Below are 15,450 nucleotides of genomic sequence, written 5' to 3'. Positions count from 1 at the left end.
TGATGACATTGCATTTATCAATGAGAAACAGAGTAGAACAGCTTGATGGATTGAGAGGGATTTTTTCAATTCTGGTCATTGCCCATCATCATAATGCGTTCAGAGATTCCATTTTTTATAACAATTTCTTCGTAATCAATTCCAGCCTTTTTGTTGATTTCTTTTTTGTATTGAGTGGATTTGTCATCGCGATGAATTACATAGAAAAAATTCACACTGCTGAAGATTTCGTCACTTTTCTTAAAAAACGATTTGTACGCCTTTACCCGTTACTCTTCTACACAGAAGTCGTTTTCATCATTGCCAATCTTATCGGGGACCATAGCGCGTTTAAAAATATGACGGATATGAGGCTGTCATATTATTTAAAATCAGGACTTGACACCCTTACTTTTATGGGTTCAACGCCTATTCTCGGCGACTGGATGGGCATAAATTATCCTGCCTGGTCAATATCTTCCGAAATGATATCTTACGTTATTTTCGGTCTCGTTCTTTTATTTATACCGTCAAAAAAATATTTCATTTTCCTGCTTCTGAGTATTGCCTGTGTAGGATTTATCATTTCAAAAAACGAATATATGCTTGTTTATGATTACGGATTTGTCCGCGGTCTTTTATGCTTTTGCATGGGCATATTTACTTTTTCATTTTTAAAGAATAAATCATTTGAACTGACATTTCTGGAAATTCCTTTTCTTCTCTTGCTTGTGGCAGCGATGTATGCGACCCACCATTACGAATGGAATCTGATACGGCTTATCTTCCCGATTTTATTCTCTATTGGCATAATCATTTTTGCCAGTTCAAGCGGCATCGTTACGAAATTGCTTTCCAGTGCTCCTTTTCAATATCTTGGTAAGATTTCCTACTCTATTTATCTGAACCACGCCATTGTTCTGATCTTTATCAATATCTGTATTTTCAGGGTATTGAAAGCGGAACCGACAGAACCGATGATTGTATTTTCGTTGATCATTTCGATTTCTCTTACAATACTTTATTCACATTTTACATACGAACTGATCGAAAAAAGATTTGGAAAATACCTGAAATCAAAATTTGATTTATAGATCTGTATGTTATTTATTATTCCAAAATTGGGACAAGTTCAGGAATAATATTAAACCAATCACCTCTCAGATTGGTTATCATGATGAACTATCCAATGTAAATCATGTCAGCATTTTCGGATTTAATTAACAGCAATAAACCGGTTCTTGTCGACTTTTCAGCCGAATGGTGTGGACCTTGTAAAATGATGAAACCTATTCTGGAAGAATTAAAAGCAGATTTAGGTGATAAAGCAACGATTGTGAAAGTGGATGTGGACAAAAATCCATCCGCTGCAAAAGCATATAAAATTCAAGGCGTACCTACCCTGATTGTTTTTAAACATGGCAAAGTAATGTGGCGTCAGTCTGGTGTCGTGCAGGCCAATCAGTTGCAAAGTGTGATCAAAAAATATTTATAGTAATCTTATTTTTCAGGTTTAATGTTTAATAAAAGAAACGTCGAGGCAATCAGTAATATCGATTTCACAGTTCAGGATCTTCCGCAGCAAAGTTTTGAACAGTATGAATTTACAAACTGTATCTTTTCCAATATCGCGGGCACTGATTTCACCGACTGTTCTTTTATTGGCTGCAACATGAGTAATGCTGTGATGACAAACTGCAAAATGTTTGATGTTGAATTTGTTGTCTGCAAACTTATCGGTGTCAATTTTTCGGATACGAAGGACTTCGGTTTTTCAGTTCGTTTTGAAAAATGTCTTTTGGATTATACCAACTTCGACAATAAAAAACTGAATAAAAGTGCCTTTGTAAATTGCAAAATTAACGGTGCAGACTTTACTCAGGCCGATCTTTCCAAATCAAAATTTATTAATTGTGATTTAATGGGTTCTGTTTTTTCCTATACCAATCTTAGTGGTGTGGATTTCACAACAAGCCAGAACTTCACGATAGATCCGGCAATAAATAATGTCAAAAAAGCTAAATTCCTTTCTTCCGATTTAGCAGGTCTTTTGACTAAATTTGATATTATAATAAAATGACGTTTATCTGATTCGTCATTATTCCTAAACCTCATAAAAACGTCTTTAACTTATGTCTTCTTATCAGATATTTGCTGAGAAAGTTTATACCGGCAATTCCGTTCTGACCGGCCAACTTATTACTGTCGAAAATGGTATAATATCTTCTTTAACTTCTTCCAGCTTCGTTGAAGGAGCATTGAAAGTTCAAAATATTAGTGCCGGCCTTTTCGATGTGCATATCAACGGAGGAGAGCGTTTTCATTTTACTGAAAAAGCTGATGAAGAAACGATCGATGATATATATCAAGCCAGCAAAGCACTGGGCACTGCTTATGTTTTACCAACGCTGATTACTTCATCGCTTGAAAATATACTGAAAGGCATTGAAGCTACCCGGAATTATATCAGGAATAATCCAAGATCAGGAGTCCTTGGAATGCATCTGGAAGGTCCGTTTCTAAATCCGGTAAAACGTGGTGCACATCTTACTGAATATGTTAGAAAACCTTCGGATACGGAATTGGAAGCAATTATCAGTCATGGGAAAGATGTGATCAAGCTGATTACGATAGCTCCGGAAATGTTTACTTCAGAGCAGATTGATATGCTTTTAGCTTCGGGAATTACGGTTTCGGCCGGGCACTCCAATGCAACATATCAGGAAGCTAGCCAGGCATTTGATCAGGGAATTAAACTAGTAACCCATTTATATAATGCCATGTCAGCATTTGGTCACCGCCAACCCGGATTGGTCGGTGCTACATTTGACAATGATTCAGTTTACGCCCCGATCATTATCGATGGTGTTCATTGTGATTATGCAGCGGCTAGAATTGCTTACAAAGCCAAAAAAGATAAATTGTTTTTGATATCTGATGCGTTATTTGTTGGCGAAAAGGTAACGGAATTTAAGTGGGGCGAGTTTGACGCCTATCTGCAAGACGGTCAATATAATAATTCAGAAGGAAATCTGGCGGGAGCTACTATTTCTTTGGCTGATGCTGTGAGAAATGCTGTTCGTGAAGTCGGGATTCCTTTGCAGGAAGCTATTGAGATGGCTACGATTCGGCCGGCCATGGCGGTTGGGCTTGGGGATAAAATTGGAAGTCTGGCGGTTGGGTATCCTGCTGTGTTTACATCTTTTGATGATTTGTTGGAGAAGTTTGAGGTTTTGAACTAAGTTTTTGAACTGAATTTTTTTAACCGCAATAGACGCCATATGTTTCGCAATGGGCGCAATGCGATAAATGTTTATTGCGGTTAATTGTTTATACTACTAATAGTCCACCACTTTTTAGCTCATCCCAAACCTTTGAACGCATAAAAGTTTCGAATTCACCTAATCCTTGTGATTCAAAATTACTTTTCATTTTATCCAATGGATATGGTTCGTGTTTTCCAATAAGGAGTTCGGGCATTATTTCTGTCAGCCATTCTCCTACGGGAACGCTGGTTTCCAAAGCCCATTCCTGCTTTTTGTTATAAAAAACCAGTTCGGCAATTTCTGTAATATTTTTTCCTCTTTTTTCTTCAAAAACAGAAAGTGTCGGCAAGCTTCCCATCCAGACAACCATCGCATTGGTACGCGGAATGGCATCAGGAAACTGGCTGATGCTTTTTTCTATATATTTTGGCGAAATGGATGGTGAAGGAATTTTAAAATTAAACCATTTTGACAGTGGGAAATCAAAACATACGCCGTGCATATAATTGAATAACGATTTCCGCAAACCATCTCCGAATAAATCATGATTTGCACCCGACGGATCATCATGTTCCAGATCATTATTGGCAAATCCTCCGATCTCCGGACCAATGCGCATCACGTCAAACTCTTCCGGATGAAGTCCAACGGGACTGTGCGCGGTCATCGCAAACCTGTGCCAGAAACCTGACTGGACAATTCCCAAATGAAATAACTGACGCACCATTTCCAGGGAATCAATGGTTTCCTGCGCTGTTTGTGTAGGAAATCCATACATCAAATAAGCATGAACCATAATGCCTGCCTGCGTAAAAGCATCTGCCACTCTGGCAACCTGAGCGACGGTAACGCCTTTTTTCATACGTTCCAAAAGCCGGTCCGATGCAACTTCCAATCCACCGGAAATGGCGATACAGCCGGATGCTTTCAGTAACAGACAAAGGTCATGTGTGAAGTTTTTTTCGAAGCGAATGTTCGTCCACCAAACTACTGTTAATTTACGGCGGATGATTTCCAAAGCAAGATCGCGCAACAATGCCGGTGGTGCTGCTTCGTCAACAAAATGAAAACCGTTTTGCTGGGTTTGTTCTATGATTTCCTCTATCCGGTCACACAAAAGTGCGGCCGTCATTGGTTCATATCTTTTGATATAATCCAGAGAAATATCGCAAAATGAGCATTTCCCCCAATAACAGCCGTGTGCCAAAGTCAGTTTATTCCAGCGTCCATCACTCCATAACCGGTGCATCGGGTTAACTATTTCAATAACCGACAAATAATCATGTAATGGCAAATCACTGTAATCCGGCGTTCCGGTATCCCGCTGTGGTACATCCCGTTCCCTGGCTCCGTTATAATAAATTACTTTGCCATCGGTACGGGCATAAACCCGCTTTAATTTTTCTTTTTCCCTGCCGCCATCCAGATATTCCAGTAAGGATAAAAGCGGTGCTTCGCCATCGTCCAGACAAATAAAATCGATATAATCAAAAACCCGTGGTTCTTTCAATGAACGCAATTCGGTATTGGCGAAACCTCCGCCCATTACGACAGAAATATGTGGGTGATTTTTTTTGATATACTGGCCGCACTTCATCCCGCCATAAAGATTACCAGGAAATGGCACTGTTATACAAACAATATCTGGCTGATAGTTTTGAATTTTTTCTTCAAGTAAATTCACCAACAGGTTTGTCAGAAGCGTATCCGGCATTTCCAAAACCTCACACATTTCATCAAAATGCGAAGCTGAACGGCCAAGTCGCTCGGCGTAACGGCTGAAACCAAAGTGCGGGTCAATGGCTTCCTGGATCAGATCGCCAAGATCTTCCAGATATAAAGTGGCCAAATGCCTTGCTTTATCATGAATCCCCATTGTCCCAAAAGCCCAGTCCATATCTTCCAGTTGCTGAAAACGGTTCGCTTCGGGCAAATAACTTCTGTCACATATACTATGCGCCAAGGTAGGATTTCTATTTTTAAGAAAGCGGATGACAGGATCAATCGTACTGATGTATTCATCCCGGAGCGAATAGATCCTGAAACTATTATCGGTCAGTTCTGTGTCAGATTCTTCAAGCAAATTAAATAATTGACGCAGTCCTTTTGAAGAAAAAAGTGCCAGAATGACGTCAATACCCAAATCTGCCTGATGTGATTCTCTTCCCAACGTATTTAAAAAACCTTTCAGGTATGCAGTGGCTGGATACGGAGTATTCAGCTGGGTAAATGGCGGAGTTATAAATAAAGTTTTCTTTTTCAAAGCACTGCGTATCTCAATTTTCACAGTACAAAGGTACGGGAAGTTTTGTATGGATTTAAGTGAAAAATGTTGCAGTTATTTTTTAACAAAATGATTATTTACATTATCATAACATGGGTTGATAGCCTACTATTAAACATTAAAAGTACTATTGCAGCTTATACTATTTTACTTAATGCAAACTGTCAATGTCGTTTTCTTCAAAAAATAATCCATTTATTTTATTTATAATTTCATTGCTGGCCATTTTGCCGGCTACTGTTTTCGCTCAGGAAAACAAATCCTATCCTCCATCCAAATTTCCTGATCGGATTATCCTGGGTTGGAAAGGCGATGCCGCTCATTCTCAGGCAGTAAACTGGCGGACAGATTCTACCGTTGCAAAAGCTGTGGCGATGATCCACGAGGCAGATCCTTCACCTGATTTTCAATCTAATGCAAAAAGTGTCGAGGCAAAAACACAGGAAATAATTCTTGACGGGAAACAGGTAAAATACCATGAGGTTGATTTCACCGGACTAAAACCAGCGACCCAGTATATGTATCGTGTTGGCGATGGAAAATACTGGAGTGAATGGTTTCATTTTACAACGGCTTCCGATAAAAATGATCCTGTATCTTTCCTTTATTTTGGAGATGCACAAAATGATATCCGGTCGTTATGGTCCCGAGCGATCCGCGGTGCTTATTCAACTTTGCCAAAAGCGGATTTTATGATTCACGCCGGAGATCTTATTAATAGTTCTAATGCTGATTATCAGTGGGGTGAATGGTTTGAGGCAGGTGGCTGGGTGAACGGTATGGTGCCCAGTTTGTCAACTCCCGGAAACCATGAGTATTATATGGATAAGGCAAAAAAACCACACGTTTCCATGCACTGGCGACCGCAATTTGCTTTGCCGGAAAACGGCCCGGAAGGCTTAGCTGAAACTGCTTATTATTTTGATTACCAAGGCATACGATTTATTTCTTTAAATTCTCAGGAAGCAATTCTTGATTCAATGGTTTTGGAAAAACAGGCCGCCTGGTTTGAAAAAGTTGCTGCCGGACATCATATGCGTTGGACGATCGTGATGCACCACCATCCAATTTATTCTACTAAAAACGGGCGTGACAATGATGAATGGAGAGCAAAAATGGAGCCTCTCTACAAAAAACATAAAGTTGATCTGGTATTACAGGGACATGATCACACCTACGGTCGTGGAATTAATATGCCTTTGGGACAAAGCAGGAAAAAACCCGACGGACCGATTTACGTAGTCTCTGTCAGCGGACCAAAAATGTATGATATCGGGCTCCAAAACTGGATGGACCGGGCGGCGTCCAATACACAATTGTATCAGGTTATTACAGTAAATGACGCTTTGCTTTCTTTTAAAGCCTTCACAGTTAGCGGTGATTTGTATGACTCTTTCAATCTTGAAAAAGACAAAAAAGGTCAGAATACCTTGGTAGAATTGTCCACAACACTTAAAATGCAGGAACGCCTGGAATTGCCGGAAAATTTAAAAAAGAGCTTTAAGGCGGAACAATTAGAGGAATATAATAAAAGATTTAAGGAATATAAGGCGAGAAAGAATTTGAAATAGGTTTTTATAATGCGCTTAAAAGGACACTTTGATTTCCCCGAAGTGTCCTTTTTGCATTCTTCCCTAAACTTAAAGAGACATTTTAAGAATTTCCGGTCTTATTGCTTTAACCATAAAAGTGGGCTTTTACAGGATCGATTTGATTGGCAGAAGGTCGTACAGCCATTCTAAGGTTAACACTATTTACAAAAATATCCGGAACCAGGAGGAGCATCGTAAAAAACGAAGTTTTAGTGAGGAGTATCAGGAGTTAGTTATTGACCAAATTTGAGATCGGGCATAACAAGAAATATTGTTTGAATCTTGGGTGTAATTCGACAAATCGATCATGAACCACGAAATAATTCCGTGGGAAAAGAACGATGTGATACCAAATGATAATAAAAATTATATAACCTAAACCCCAAATTGTGTCAAGTGATGATCCAGATGTTTGTAAAACATATTATTCCACTCCTGCCCGGTCAGTTTCCCAAACGAATGCGATTCTTTTCCATCGAAAAAATCAAAACCTAAATCCTGTGTTCTTCTGATATATTCTGTTAATCTCCCTTTTTCTGTTTCAAAACTTCTATCTCCTTTTATAATAAAATCCGGAGCGGTGCCACTATTTCTCTTATACGGCTCTTCCGAAGTGACCTTATTTTTCACAAACATTTTCAAAATAAACTTCATGAATGTGCCGGGAGGTTTGTGATTATTGTCGTACACATACTCGTAGGAAATGCAGCAATGCGCCAGCATTTGCGCAACCGACATCTTTCCCCATAATGGCAAACTTGCGGCCGTGAGCTTATCAATGCGCTCAATTAGTTTTTCTGTAACAGGTTTGGTAAAAATATCAGGAAGGGCCATTTTTATAATGTTAGTGATGTGAGTTATTGATCAAAAGATAGATTAACAGTCTTATGGCACCAAATTAATATAAATCTCTGATATTTAATGTTTAGTCAACTGAAACCGATGGGTGACCGGCATTGTGCTGATCAGCAAGTTCCTGAATTCTTTTTCACTTTTAAATTCAAGTTTTGAAATAGTTTTAGACTCATAATGAATTTCAAAACTGTCCGTCTCAAAAGGCCATGGATCCACCGTAAGTACGTTTGGTTTAGGCGTATACAGCATATAACACAGATTTCCCGTACCTGTACTGATTTCTATTTTCCTGTTCTCAGGCTGAATCAATTGCTGACAAATCAATAATGAAAAGGCATCGCACCATTGCAGAATGGCATAAGCATCTGAGATTTCGTCCGCAGTGCATGCCGCAATTTTAATCCATTTTTTATCCGTTTTTTTTAAATTCTGACAATACTTCCGGGCAGTCTGATCTTCTGAATCGTCATGCAAAAACTGAATGTGGCGGGAAGTCAGCAATGCGATATACGTACTTTTTGAAAGTGCCATCTGAAGCAATTTTTCACACTTCTTTTCCTCAAATTCTCTCATTTTAAAGTTAATCGGTCCACCATTATTATTTAGAAGACTTTCATCGTTTTCATATTCATAAAAAACATCGTCATGTTCAATGGTTGCTACAATGGTTTCCATCCATATTTCCTGACGGAGTTTTGCCTTTAAATTAAAACAAATTTGACCCGCCAATAACCCATGTGCCCGCTGGGAAATGATATTCCAGCCACTTTCTGTATAATTAACAATCATAATAATGAAAATAAATTCCGACACGTAATTCAAAAAGTGTGCCGAAGGAATCCGGCGATAAACCCTTGTTATCCTGCTAATTTCTTTTACCCATACTGAAAATGCCTGGCAAAAGCTATTGGCATAGTTTTTACTAATTAGTGTCGAAATTATTTCCAAATGGTTATAATTTAAGTGAGCAGACATCTCTCAATTTAATTGTTCAAATCATTTATGGTGCAAACTTTTTCTGAGGAAACCGAAGAGGATGAGCCTGTTGTGGCTTCAACTTTATTTTATACCATACCACCTTCTCAACATCTGAAATTGTCGGTGATTTTGCCGGTAAGAAATGAGGAAGACAATCTCTTTAAAACTCTGGAAGCACTTCGTAATCAGAAAGATAATGAAGGGCTCCAACTCTCTTATTCTGAATACGAGGTATTGCTTTTAGCAAACAACTGCACGGATGAGTCCGCAGAATTTGCAAGGTCATATCAAAAAACATATCCGGAATTCAGTCTTCATGTTGAGGAAATTCAACTGACTCCCGATGTTGCCCATATTGGTACCGTTCGCAGACTTTTGATGGATGCGGCCTACAATCGTTTTGCCTCGCTGAATCGGCCGCAGGGAATTATCGCCAGCACCGACAGCGATAGCGAAGTGGATAAATACTGGGTTTTCAATACCATTGAAGAAATAAAAAAAGGAAATGATGTAGTAGGTGGACGGATTCTTACACGCCCTGAAAACAGCATTTCCAGGGTTTATTATCTTCGTGACATTACTTACAAACACTTGGTTTCCAAAGTTGAAGCACTGCTGGATCCGGTTGCTAATGATCCATGGCCACGCCATTTTCAATGTTTTGGTGCCAGCTTTGCTGTTACTTGCAGTATTTATGATCTGTCAGGAAGGTTGCCCGTGGTGCCATTTTTAGAAGATATGGCCTTTCACAGGGCACTTACCAGAATAGACGCCAGAATCAGATTAAGCCCTTTGGTAAAGGTAATTACTTCAACCCGTATACAAGGCAGGGTCGATTTTGGCTTTTCGATTCAATTAAAACAATGGGGTGAAATGAACGAGGCGAGAGATCCGATTTTAGTAGAACATGCAGAGGCTTTATTTATAAAATTAAAGGCCAAAAGGCTGCTTCGTCAATACTGGAATTGTGACAGCGATCATAAGCCGGATAACTTACACCTGCTGAATGTTGTAGCTGAGATTCTCCAATTGGATCTGTCATGGCTGATTTCTCAGGTCGACTCCGAAATTTATTTTGGGGTATTGTGGGAAAGAATAGAGGAAGAACTTGAAAACGGTGAGTGGACGAATGCCTGGCCAAAAATGGACGTTGTGGATGTAATTAATGACCTGAAAATAAAAATTAAAAACTTACAGCTTCAATAAAAAACGGAACTTATAGTTCCGTTTTCTTTCCAAATAAGTCTAATCGATACTGTTCTTCTCTGCTTCCCTGTAAATGTATCAGAGGATCTGATGCATTATCACCTGCGGATTCAATAAACAGATCATGGACCTCATCTCCTGTTAAAGGAAATTCTTCAACAAATGGTGTCCAGTGGACCATTAGTAAATGTCCTTTGGGTGTAAGAGCATGGATCATTTTGTCCTTTGCAGTTTCAAGATCTTCTCTGCTCAGGAAATAGCCCACTTCTGAAAATAATATTAAATCGAACTTCTGATCAGGGAAGTCGTTAGGTATGGTCATCTCACGAACCTCAACGGCCGGATAATCTGCCAAACGTTTCTCAGCATTTTGGATGGCGATTTTGCTTGCGTCAACGGCTAATAGATTTTTACATAACCCTGCAAGTTTTTCACTTAATATGCCATTTGAACATCCAATTTCAAATGCATTTTCATATGAGGTATTAGGAATTGCAGCCAATGTCGCCTCATATTTTTCCCTTTCATATGGACTATTTTCAAAATCCCAGGGATCCTCGTTTCGTTGATACATTTCATTAAAAAACTCAGCATCAAGAGATTTGGTCGGTTTTTCCATAACGTTATGATATAGTGGCTTCAAAAAATAACTCCCGCGGGATATCAAAATGAGCAATCACTTCCGGGCTTAACATAAAACCTTCGGGATCATCATCAATCATATGCGTGACCTGCGAGGTGTGCGCTGCCAAAGCTTTATTTTTCATTTCCATTGTATCCTCAATATTAACCGTAAATTTCTCCATGCGGTCAAGCAATTCCATGTCTTCCGGGTTGCCTAATTCCCACAGCCAGATCGGATATTCAATAAACCTCGGTTTTACTTTTGACTGATTTACCGCCTCTGACATGATTTTCCAGGTTGCCTGATGATCAATATGCGGGTCTTTCTGCCAGGGAACAAAAACAGTTTGCGGTTGTAAATCGTCAATAATTTTAACAACCTTTTCTACCGTTTCCTGAAACTGATTATCATTTTCGTGAGGTACTCTGGTATCTTTCAATCGTAAAAATTCCATATGATCCACTTCTCCACCAAGTGTTAAAACTGCTGCTTTTGCTTCCTTTTCTCTAACCTTCGTCAATTTTTTAGCCGGATATTTTTTTGAATTCGGATGAGACATACTCCCATCACTCACAAACAAAAAATGAACCGGAATTCCGTTTTTTCGTAATAAAGCAACCGTTCCGCCGCAGCCAAGGGTTTCATCGTCGGGATGCGGTGCAACAATAAGGCTGGAACCAAATTCTTCAACTTTGACAGTTTTCATCTGGCCAATCTGGCTGTGTAATGCTGATATCTGATCCATAATGTGTGACTTTAAATTATGTTTTTAATTCTAAAACCTACATTTCAGGCAAGCTCCATCTGACTCTCAGTGATACTAAAATGAAGATGATTATTTGCAGCCTGTAATTCTACCGACACCAGATCCTGTGCTTTCAGCAATGCGGTTGCCGAAGGCTGATGCAAAATCCGGCTCTTGATACTAATCTTTGGATCCATATCCCATATTCCCGAATTATGCCAGTCGTCCAAATGATCCCAGTTGGGCCTGTCAATAATTGGATAAATGCAAACACCCCACAATGGAATATCCATTTGTAATGTTTTGCAAACCTGTGCAGAAATATAGTTGATCCAAAGCGGGCGATCGCTACCCGGATGGCTTGTTTCTGCCAAAACGATCGGACGATTATAGCGTAAATGAGCCTCCTGAAATAAATCTGAAAGCTCGCGCAGATAGGGATGTGGAACAGGATCATTCCAACCTAAAATCTGATGTGGATTAAGAATCCATTGATTATTGTAATAATAATTAAATCCTAGGATATCCAGATATTCGGGCTTTCCTCCCAGTTCAGGGCACATTCTTCCGTTCAGCATATCCAGCGACTGATATTGCAGTTCATGATAATTTTTAGCATCCTGAATTTCCCATGGTGTCGCGTCTGGTCTGGCTACAATATTAACCAGGGGTTCTGTGGTCAGGATCCTAATCATCGGATCTACATCTTTAAGTGCTTTTACACCAGCAATATAAGCCTTCATGTAAGAGTATTTCACCTCCCAACCGTTATGATGACAATATGGAGAAGTACCGGCTACATCTCCTCCAAGCCATGACATGAAACTAACTTCATTGATAGGCGTTACAATAAGAGGCTCAGCATAACCTAATGATTTGTAGAATTTTGCAAACGCCGTACATAACGATGCAAACCTTCCTGTAAAATGAGGATGTACCGGACTTAAATCATCCGGAAATCCGAAGTGACAAATATCCCAGATCTGCTGGATACCATTTTCTTTGCCAGCTTCCAGCATTTTTTTAAAAATAGAGAAATCGTATGTGCCAGGTGATTTTTCAACCTGGCTCCAACGCAAACCTTCTCTTACCGTTTTGATATTAAACAATCCCAGATTTTGATAATCCTCCTGAAGTAGTTCGTAATGAGAGGTTATGTGAAGAAAATCAACACGGTTTCCAAAAGCATTTAATTGATCCGTACATTCAAATCCAGCCATCCAGAACGATTCAAACGGGTTTTCGATCTTTTGATCAGACATGTGTTATCTCTTAAAATTTATAATAAGTCAAATTATTCCCCTGCCAATAAAACCGGGGCTATCTTGCTTTCGAGCGTACTTGCCATAATTCCCATCATAGACTGGAAAGTATTATCCCAGCAGTTGTCAGCCAAAAATTCATCAACTTTGGTGAGCCAGGCTTCGTTTTCCGGTTTCGCCAATAATGCATCAATTGCTATCACAAAATCATCTGCATCTACACCAATGGAAACAAGTTTATTTTTAGCGTAGGGTGTTACAACATCCCTGATCGCAGAAGAAACAACTGGTTTGCCGCCTGCAAGATATTCCGGCGTTTTAGTCGGACTTATAAACCGGGTTGATTCGTTCAGTAAAAACGGCACCAATGCAACATCCCATCCGGATAAGTACAATGGAAGTTCATCGTAATTTCTGGATCCCAGATAATGAATGTTTTTATTTTTAGGCAAACCTGCCGGATCAATCTTAACCACAGGCCCGATAAGCATAATTTGCCAGTCAGGACGCGCATCGGCAATATTTTTAATTAGATCTGTATCAAAGCGCTCATCAATGACACCATAAAAACCCAATTTTGGCCCTGCAATAGCGGCCTGATCGGCAGGTTCTGCATCTTTCGACCTGGCTTTTGCGAAGTGTTTTTTATCAATGCTGCTTTGAAATGGATGGATATTATAATGTTGATGCTTTTTGGCTTCGTACAATGATTGGCCACCTGTAAAAACTACATCCGCTTTATTAAATAACCTTCTTTCCAAATCTTTCAATTCGTCAGGAGCAAATTTAAAAGCCGACAACTCATCCATACAATCATAGACTGTCAGGCCTGGAACGAACTTGTATGAAAATTCAAGAGCCATGGGCGTGTAGTACCAAAACATGAAATCTTTGGTATCACGATTGACAAAAAATATATTTAAAAGGTATTTAAGCTCCTTGTTTATTTCCGCTTTGTCCAATCCGTGTGGTAAGTGAGGTACACAAACCCAAAGATTTGGCTGTCTTTCAGAAAAGCTCATAAATGCATGATCATATGATCCGAATATGGGCTCTTCAAGATAATATACAGCCGAAAATTCAGAAAAACGCGTCATAAGATGTTGTGGACGCTGATAAACGAAATCCCAACGTAAGTGTGAAAAACACAGCAGGTTTTTAGGTAGTTTAATCATAGTTGTCAGGAAATAAATAATCAGTGATCAGTTGTTGAATGAAGTATATATTCTTAAAATTATAGCGTGTGGTATCAGGACGTAAAATGTGTTACATCCATAGGGTTGAAATTTGGTGCAGGTATAGCGGCCGTTATATCTACGCTCCAAAATCAGGCTTAAAAATGTCTGAGAATTCTGGTAAGCTAAACCAGATCTGTATTACCAGGACTATGATATATGATCTGATTTGGGTCATCTCCCATAAATACCAGCATCAATCAAAGTTCGATTGGATCAATTATAACAATTATGCCAGAATGAATGGTTGTAAACCTTCGAAATTCGGCGTTTGTGATAAGTCATTCTGGGGAATTTTTGTGTATAGACTTACTCAGCACAAATGAGTTATTACGTGTTCAGTACGAATTCAAAATCCCGTATACGCAATAACTATGCCATTTCGGATGTAAAAAATGAATTGATGAAATTGTTTACTGATAAATTAGATTATACTTTCGTCTAAAACTGTCACATAGTGTATAACTCTTGTAGATACATTTCGATATTTTTAACAATATTTAATAATTAGATTTGTAGCTAAACAATACCTGCACTATTTTATGAATATCTTGATTATTGAGGATCACCCCTTAATCCGAATGGGTCTTGGACATTTGATTTCAGATACTGACCCCAAAGCAATTGTGACCCCCGCTGATAGTTTCCCCTCAGGACTTGCCATGCTGGAAAAGGAAAAGTTTGATTTATTGATCCTTGATATTGATATTCCGGGAGGTGAGAATATCAGAATGATGGAAATGGTGCGCCAGAGACAGCCTGATATTACAATCCTGATACATTCCGGCTATGACGAACAGGTTTATGCCTTACCGTATATGCAGGCAGGTGCAGACGGATTTCTTTCAAAACAGGCATCTCACGATGAATTTCAGGCTGCCTACAAAGCGCTTATGAACAGGGGAAAATATGTTAGTTATCGTATTCAACAAACCTTGTTAAATAATCTGGGAGATAACAGTTCCAAAAAACTAAAAAATCCCATTATGACCCTTTCTCCAAGAGAGATGCTTGTTATGCAGCTTTTAACGGAAGGTAAGTGGACAAAAGAAATCGCCTCGATTTTAAAAGTTAAAGAAAATACTATCAGCACCTACAAACGCAGGATTTTCGATAAACTTGATGTAACGGACGAAATTGAATTATCTAAAAAGGTTTCTCTTTTGAGAAACTTCTAATCGCTTACCGTTAAATAATTTCTATTCGCGCTTCGCCACGAATAAAATTATTCATACACGCCTGTATCGTGTTTTATTTTATGCGTTTAATTCATAAACAATTGACTATTAAAACAAATAGATACGTTTTAATGCATCTCGTCATGTCTGTTTAGATATATTTAGCGTCAAAAACAATAGAGACGACATAGAGATATTTCTATAAAATGGAAATTGCATCTCGACAAATACATTTAAAAATCTCC

General features: G+C 38.9%; 14 protein-coding genes. 7 read left to right on the top strand and 7 right to left on the bottom strand.

Going from position 1 to position 15,450, the window contains the following annotated elements:
* The first annotated feature begins 20 nt into the window (after window positions 1-20).
* From LXL81_RS28050 to nagA, 4 genes are all read left to right on the top strand, one after another.
* On the top strand, window positions 21-1,073 hold the full coding sequence (locus tag LXL81_RS28050) for an acyltransferase (protein ID WP_234651242.1): 1,053 nt from the start codon (window positions 21-23) through the stop codon (window positions 1,071-1,073).
* Between the two features lie 104 nt (window positions 1,074-1,177).
* The gene (gene trxA / locus LXL81_RS28045) at window positions 1,178-1,474 is read left to right on the top strand and encodes a thioredoxin (RefSeq protein WP_234651240.1); all 297 of its coding nucleotides are present in this window, start codon (window positions 1,178-1,180) and stop codon (window positions 1,472-1,474) included.
* A 21-nt stretch (window positions 1,475-1,495) separates the two neighbouring features.
* Window positions 1,496-2,059, top strand: a complete 564-nt coding sequence (locus tag LXL81_RS28040) for a pentapeptide repeat-containing protein (RefSeq protein WP_234651238.1) — start codon at window positions 1,496-1,498, stop codon at window positions 2,057-2,059.
* 52 nt (window positions 2,060-2,111) lie between these two features.
* Window positions 2,112-3,221: an N-acetylglucosamine-6-phosphate deacetylase gene (nagA, locus tag LXL81_RS28035; RefSeq protein ID WP_234651236.1), complete on the top strand. Its 1,110-nt coding sequence runs from the start codon at window positions 2,112-2,114 to the stop codon at window positions 3,219-3,221.
* 88 nt (window positions 3,222-3,309) lie between these two features.
* Here the strand turns inward: nagA and LXL81_RS28030 are convergent, their stop codons facing one another.
* Window positions 3,310-5,508 carry a radical SAM protein gene (locus tag LXL81_RS28030; protein WP_234651446.1) on the bottom strand — a complete coding sequence of 733 codons (2,199 nt, stop codon included), beginning with the start codon at window positions 5,506-5,508 and terminating at the stop codon, window positions 3,310-3,312.
* A gap of 188 nt (window positions 5,509-5,696) precedes the next feature.
* Between LXL81_RS28030 and LXL81_RS28025 the strand changes: the two genes are divergently transcribed.
* On the top strand, window positions 5,697-7,100 hold the full coding sequence (locus LXL81_RS28025; protein WP_234651234.1) for a metallophosphoesterase family protein: 1,404 nt from the start codon (window positions 5,697-5,699) through the stop codon (window positions 7,098-7,100).
* Between the two features lie 396 nt (window positions 7,101-7,496).
* On the opposite strand, the gene LXL81_RS28020 is transcribed toward LXL81_RS28025, so the two are convergent.
* Both LXL81_RS28020 and LXL81_RS28015 read right to left on the bottom strand, forming a co-directional pair.
* Window positions 7,497-7,955, bottom strand: coding sequence for a DUF1569 domain-containing protein (locus tag LXL81_RS28020; protein WP_234651232.1), 459 nt, complete (start codon window positions 7,953-7,955; stop codon window positions 7,497-7,499).
* Window positions 7,956-8,039: 84 nt separating this feature from the next.
* Window positions 8,040-8,951: a DUF3891 family protein gene (locus LXL81_RS28015; RefSeq protein ID WP_234651230.1), complete on the bottom strand. Its 912-nt coding sequence runs from the start codon at window positions 8,949-8,951 to the stop codon at window positions 8,040-8,042.
* Between the two features lie 27 nt (window positions 8,952-8,978).
* Between LXL81_RS28015 and LXL81_RS28010 the strand changes: the two genes are divergently transcribed.
* A complete protein-coding gene (locus LXL81_RS28010; protein WP_234651228.1) occupies window positions 8,979-10,160 on the top strand; it encodes a glycosyltransferase in 1,182 nt (393 codons plus the stop codon).
* 10 nt (window positions 10,161-10,170) lie between these two features.
* Here the strand turns inward: LXL81_RS28010 and LXL81_RS28005 are convergent, their stop codons facing one another.
* Genes LXL81_RS28005 through LXL81_RS27990 form a run of 4 tightly spaced genes read right to left on the bottom strand, consistent with a single transcriptional unit; the run spans window position 10,171 to window position 13,967 of the window.
* Entirely contained in the window at window positions 10,171-10,779 is a 609-nt protein-coding gene (locus tag LXL81_RS28005; protein WP_234651227.1) for a class I SAM-dependent methyltransferase, read from the bottom strand.
* A gap of 4 nt (window positions 10,780-10,783) precedes the next feature.
* Window positions 10,784-11,530 (bottom strand): PIG-L deacetylase family protein, encoded by a 747-nt coding sequence (locus LXL81_RS28000; RefSeq protein ID WP_234651225.1) that lies wholly within the window; start codon window positions 11,528-11,530, stop codon window positions 10,784-10,786.
* Between the two features lie 44 nt (window positions 11,531-11,574).
* Window positions 11,575-12,792, bottom strand: a complete 1,218-nt coding sequence (locus tag LXL81_RS27995) for an amine oxidase (RefSeq protein ID WP_234651223.1) — start codon at window positions 12,790-12,792, stop codon at window positions 11,575-11,577.
* 32 nt (window positions 12,793-12,824) lie between these two features.
* Entirely contained in the window at window positions 12,825-13,967 is a 1,143-nt protein-coding gene (locus tag LXL81_RS27990; protein WP_234651221.1) for a glycosyltransferase family 1 protein, read from the bottom strand.
* Window positions 13,968-14,569: 602 nt separating this feature from the next.
* Here LXL81_RS27990 and LXL81_RS27985 point away from each other — a divergent pair.
* A complete protein-coding gene (locus LXL81_RS27985; protein WP_234651219.1) occupies window positions 14,570-15,205 on the top strand; it encodes a response regulator transcription factor in 636 nt (211 codons plus the stop codon).
* Window positions 15,206-15,450 lie beyond the last annotated feature (245 nt).

It is taken from the genome of Dyadobacter sp. CY356 (genome assembly GCF_021440195.1).
Taxonomy (GTDB): domain Bacteria; phylum Bacteroidota; class Bacteroidia; order Cytophagales; family Spirosomataceae; genus Dyadobacter.
Note: the sequence above shows the minus strand (reverse complement) of the source record. Positions and strands in the feature narration are given on the sequence as shown.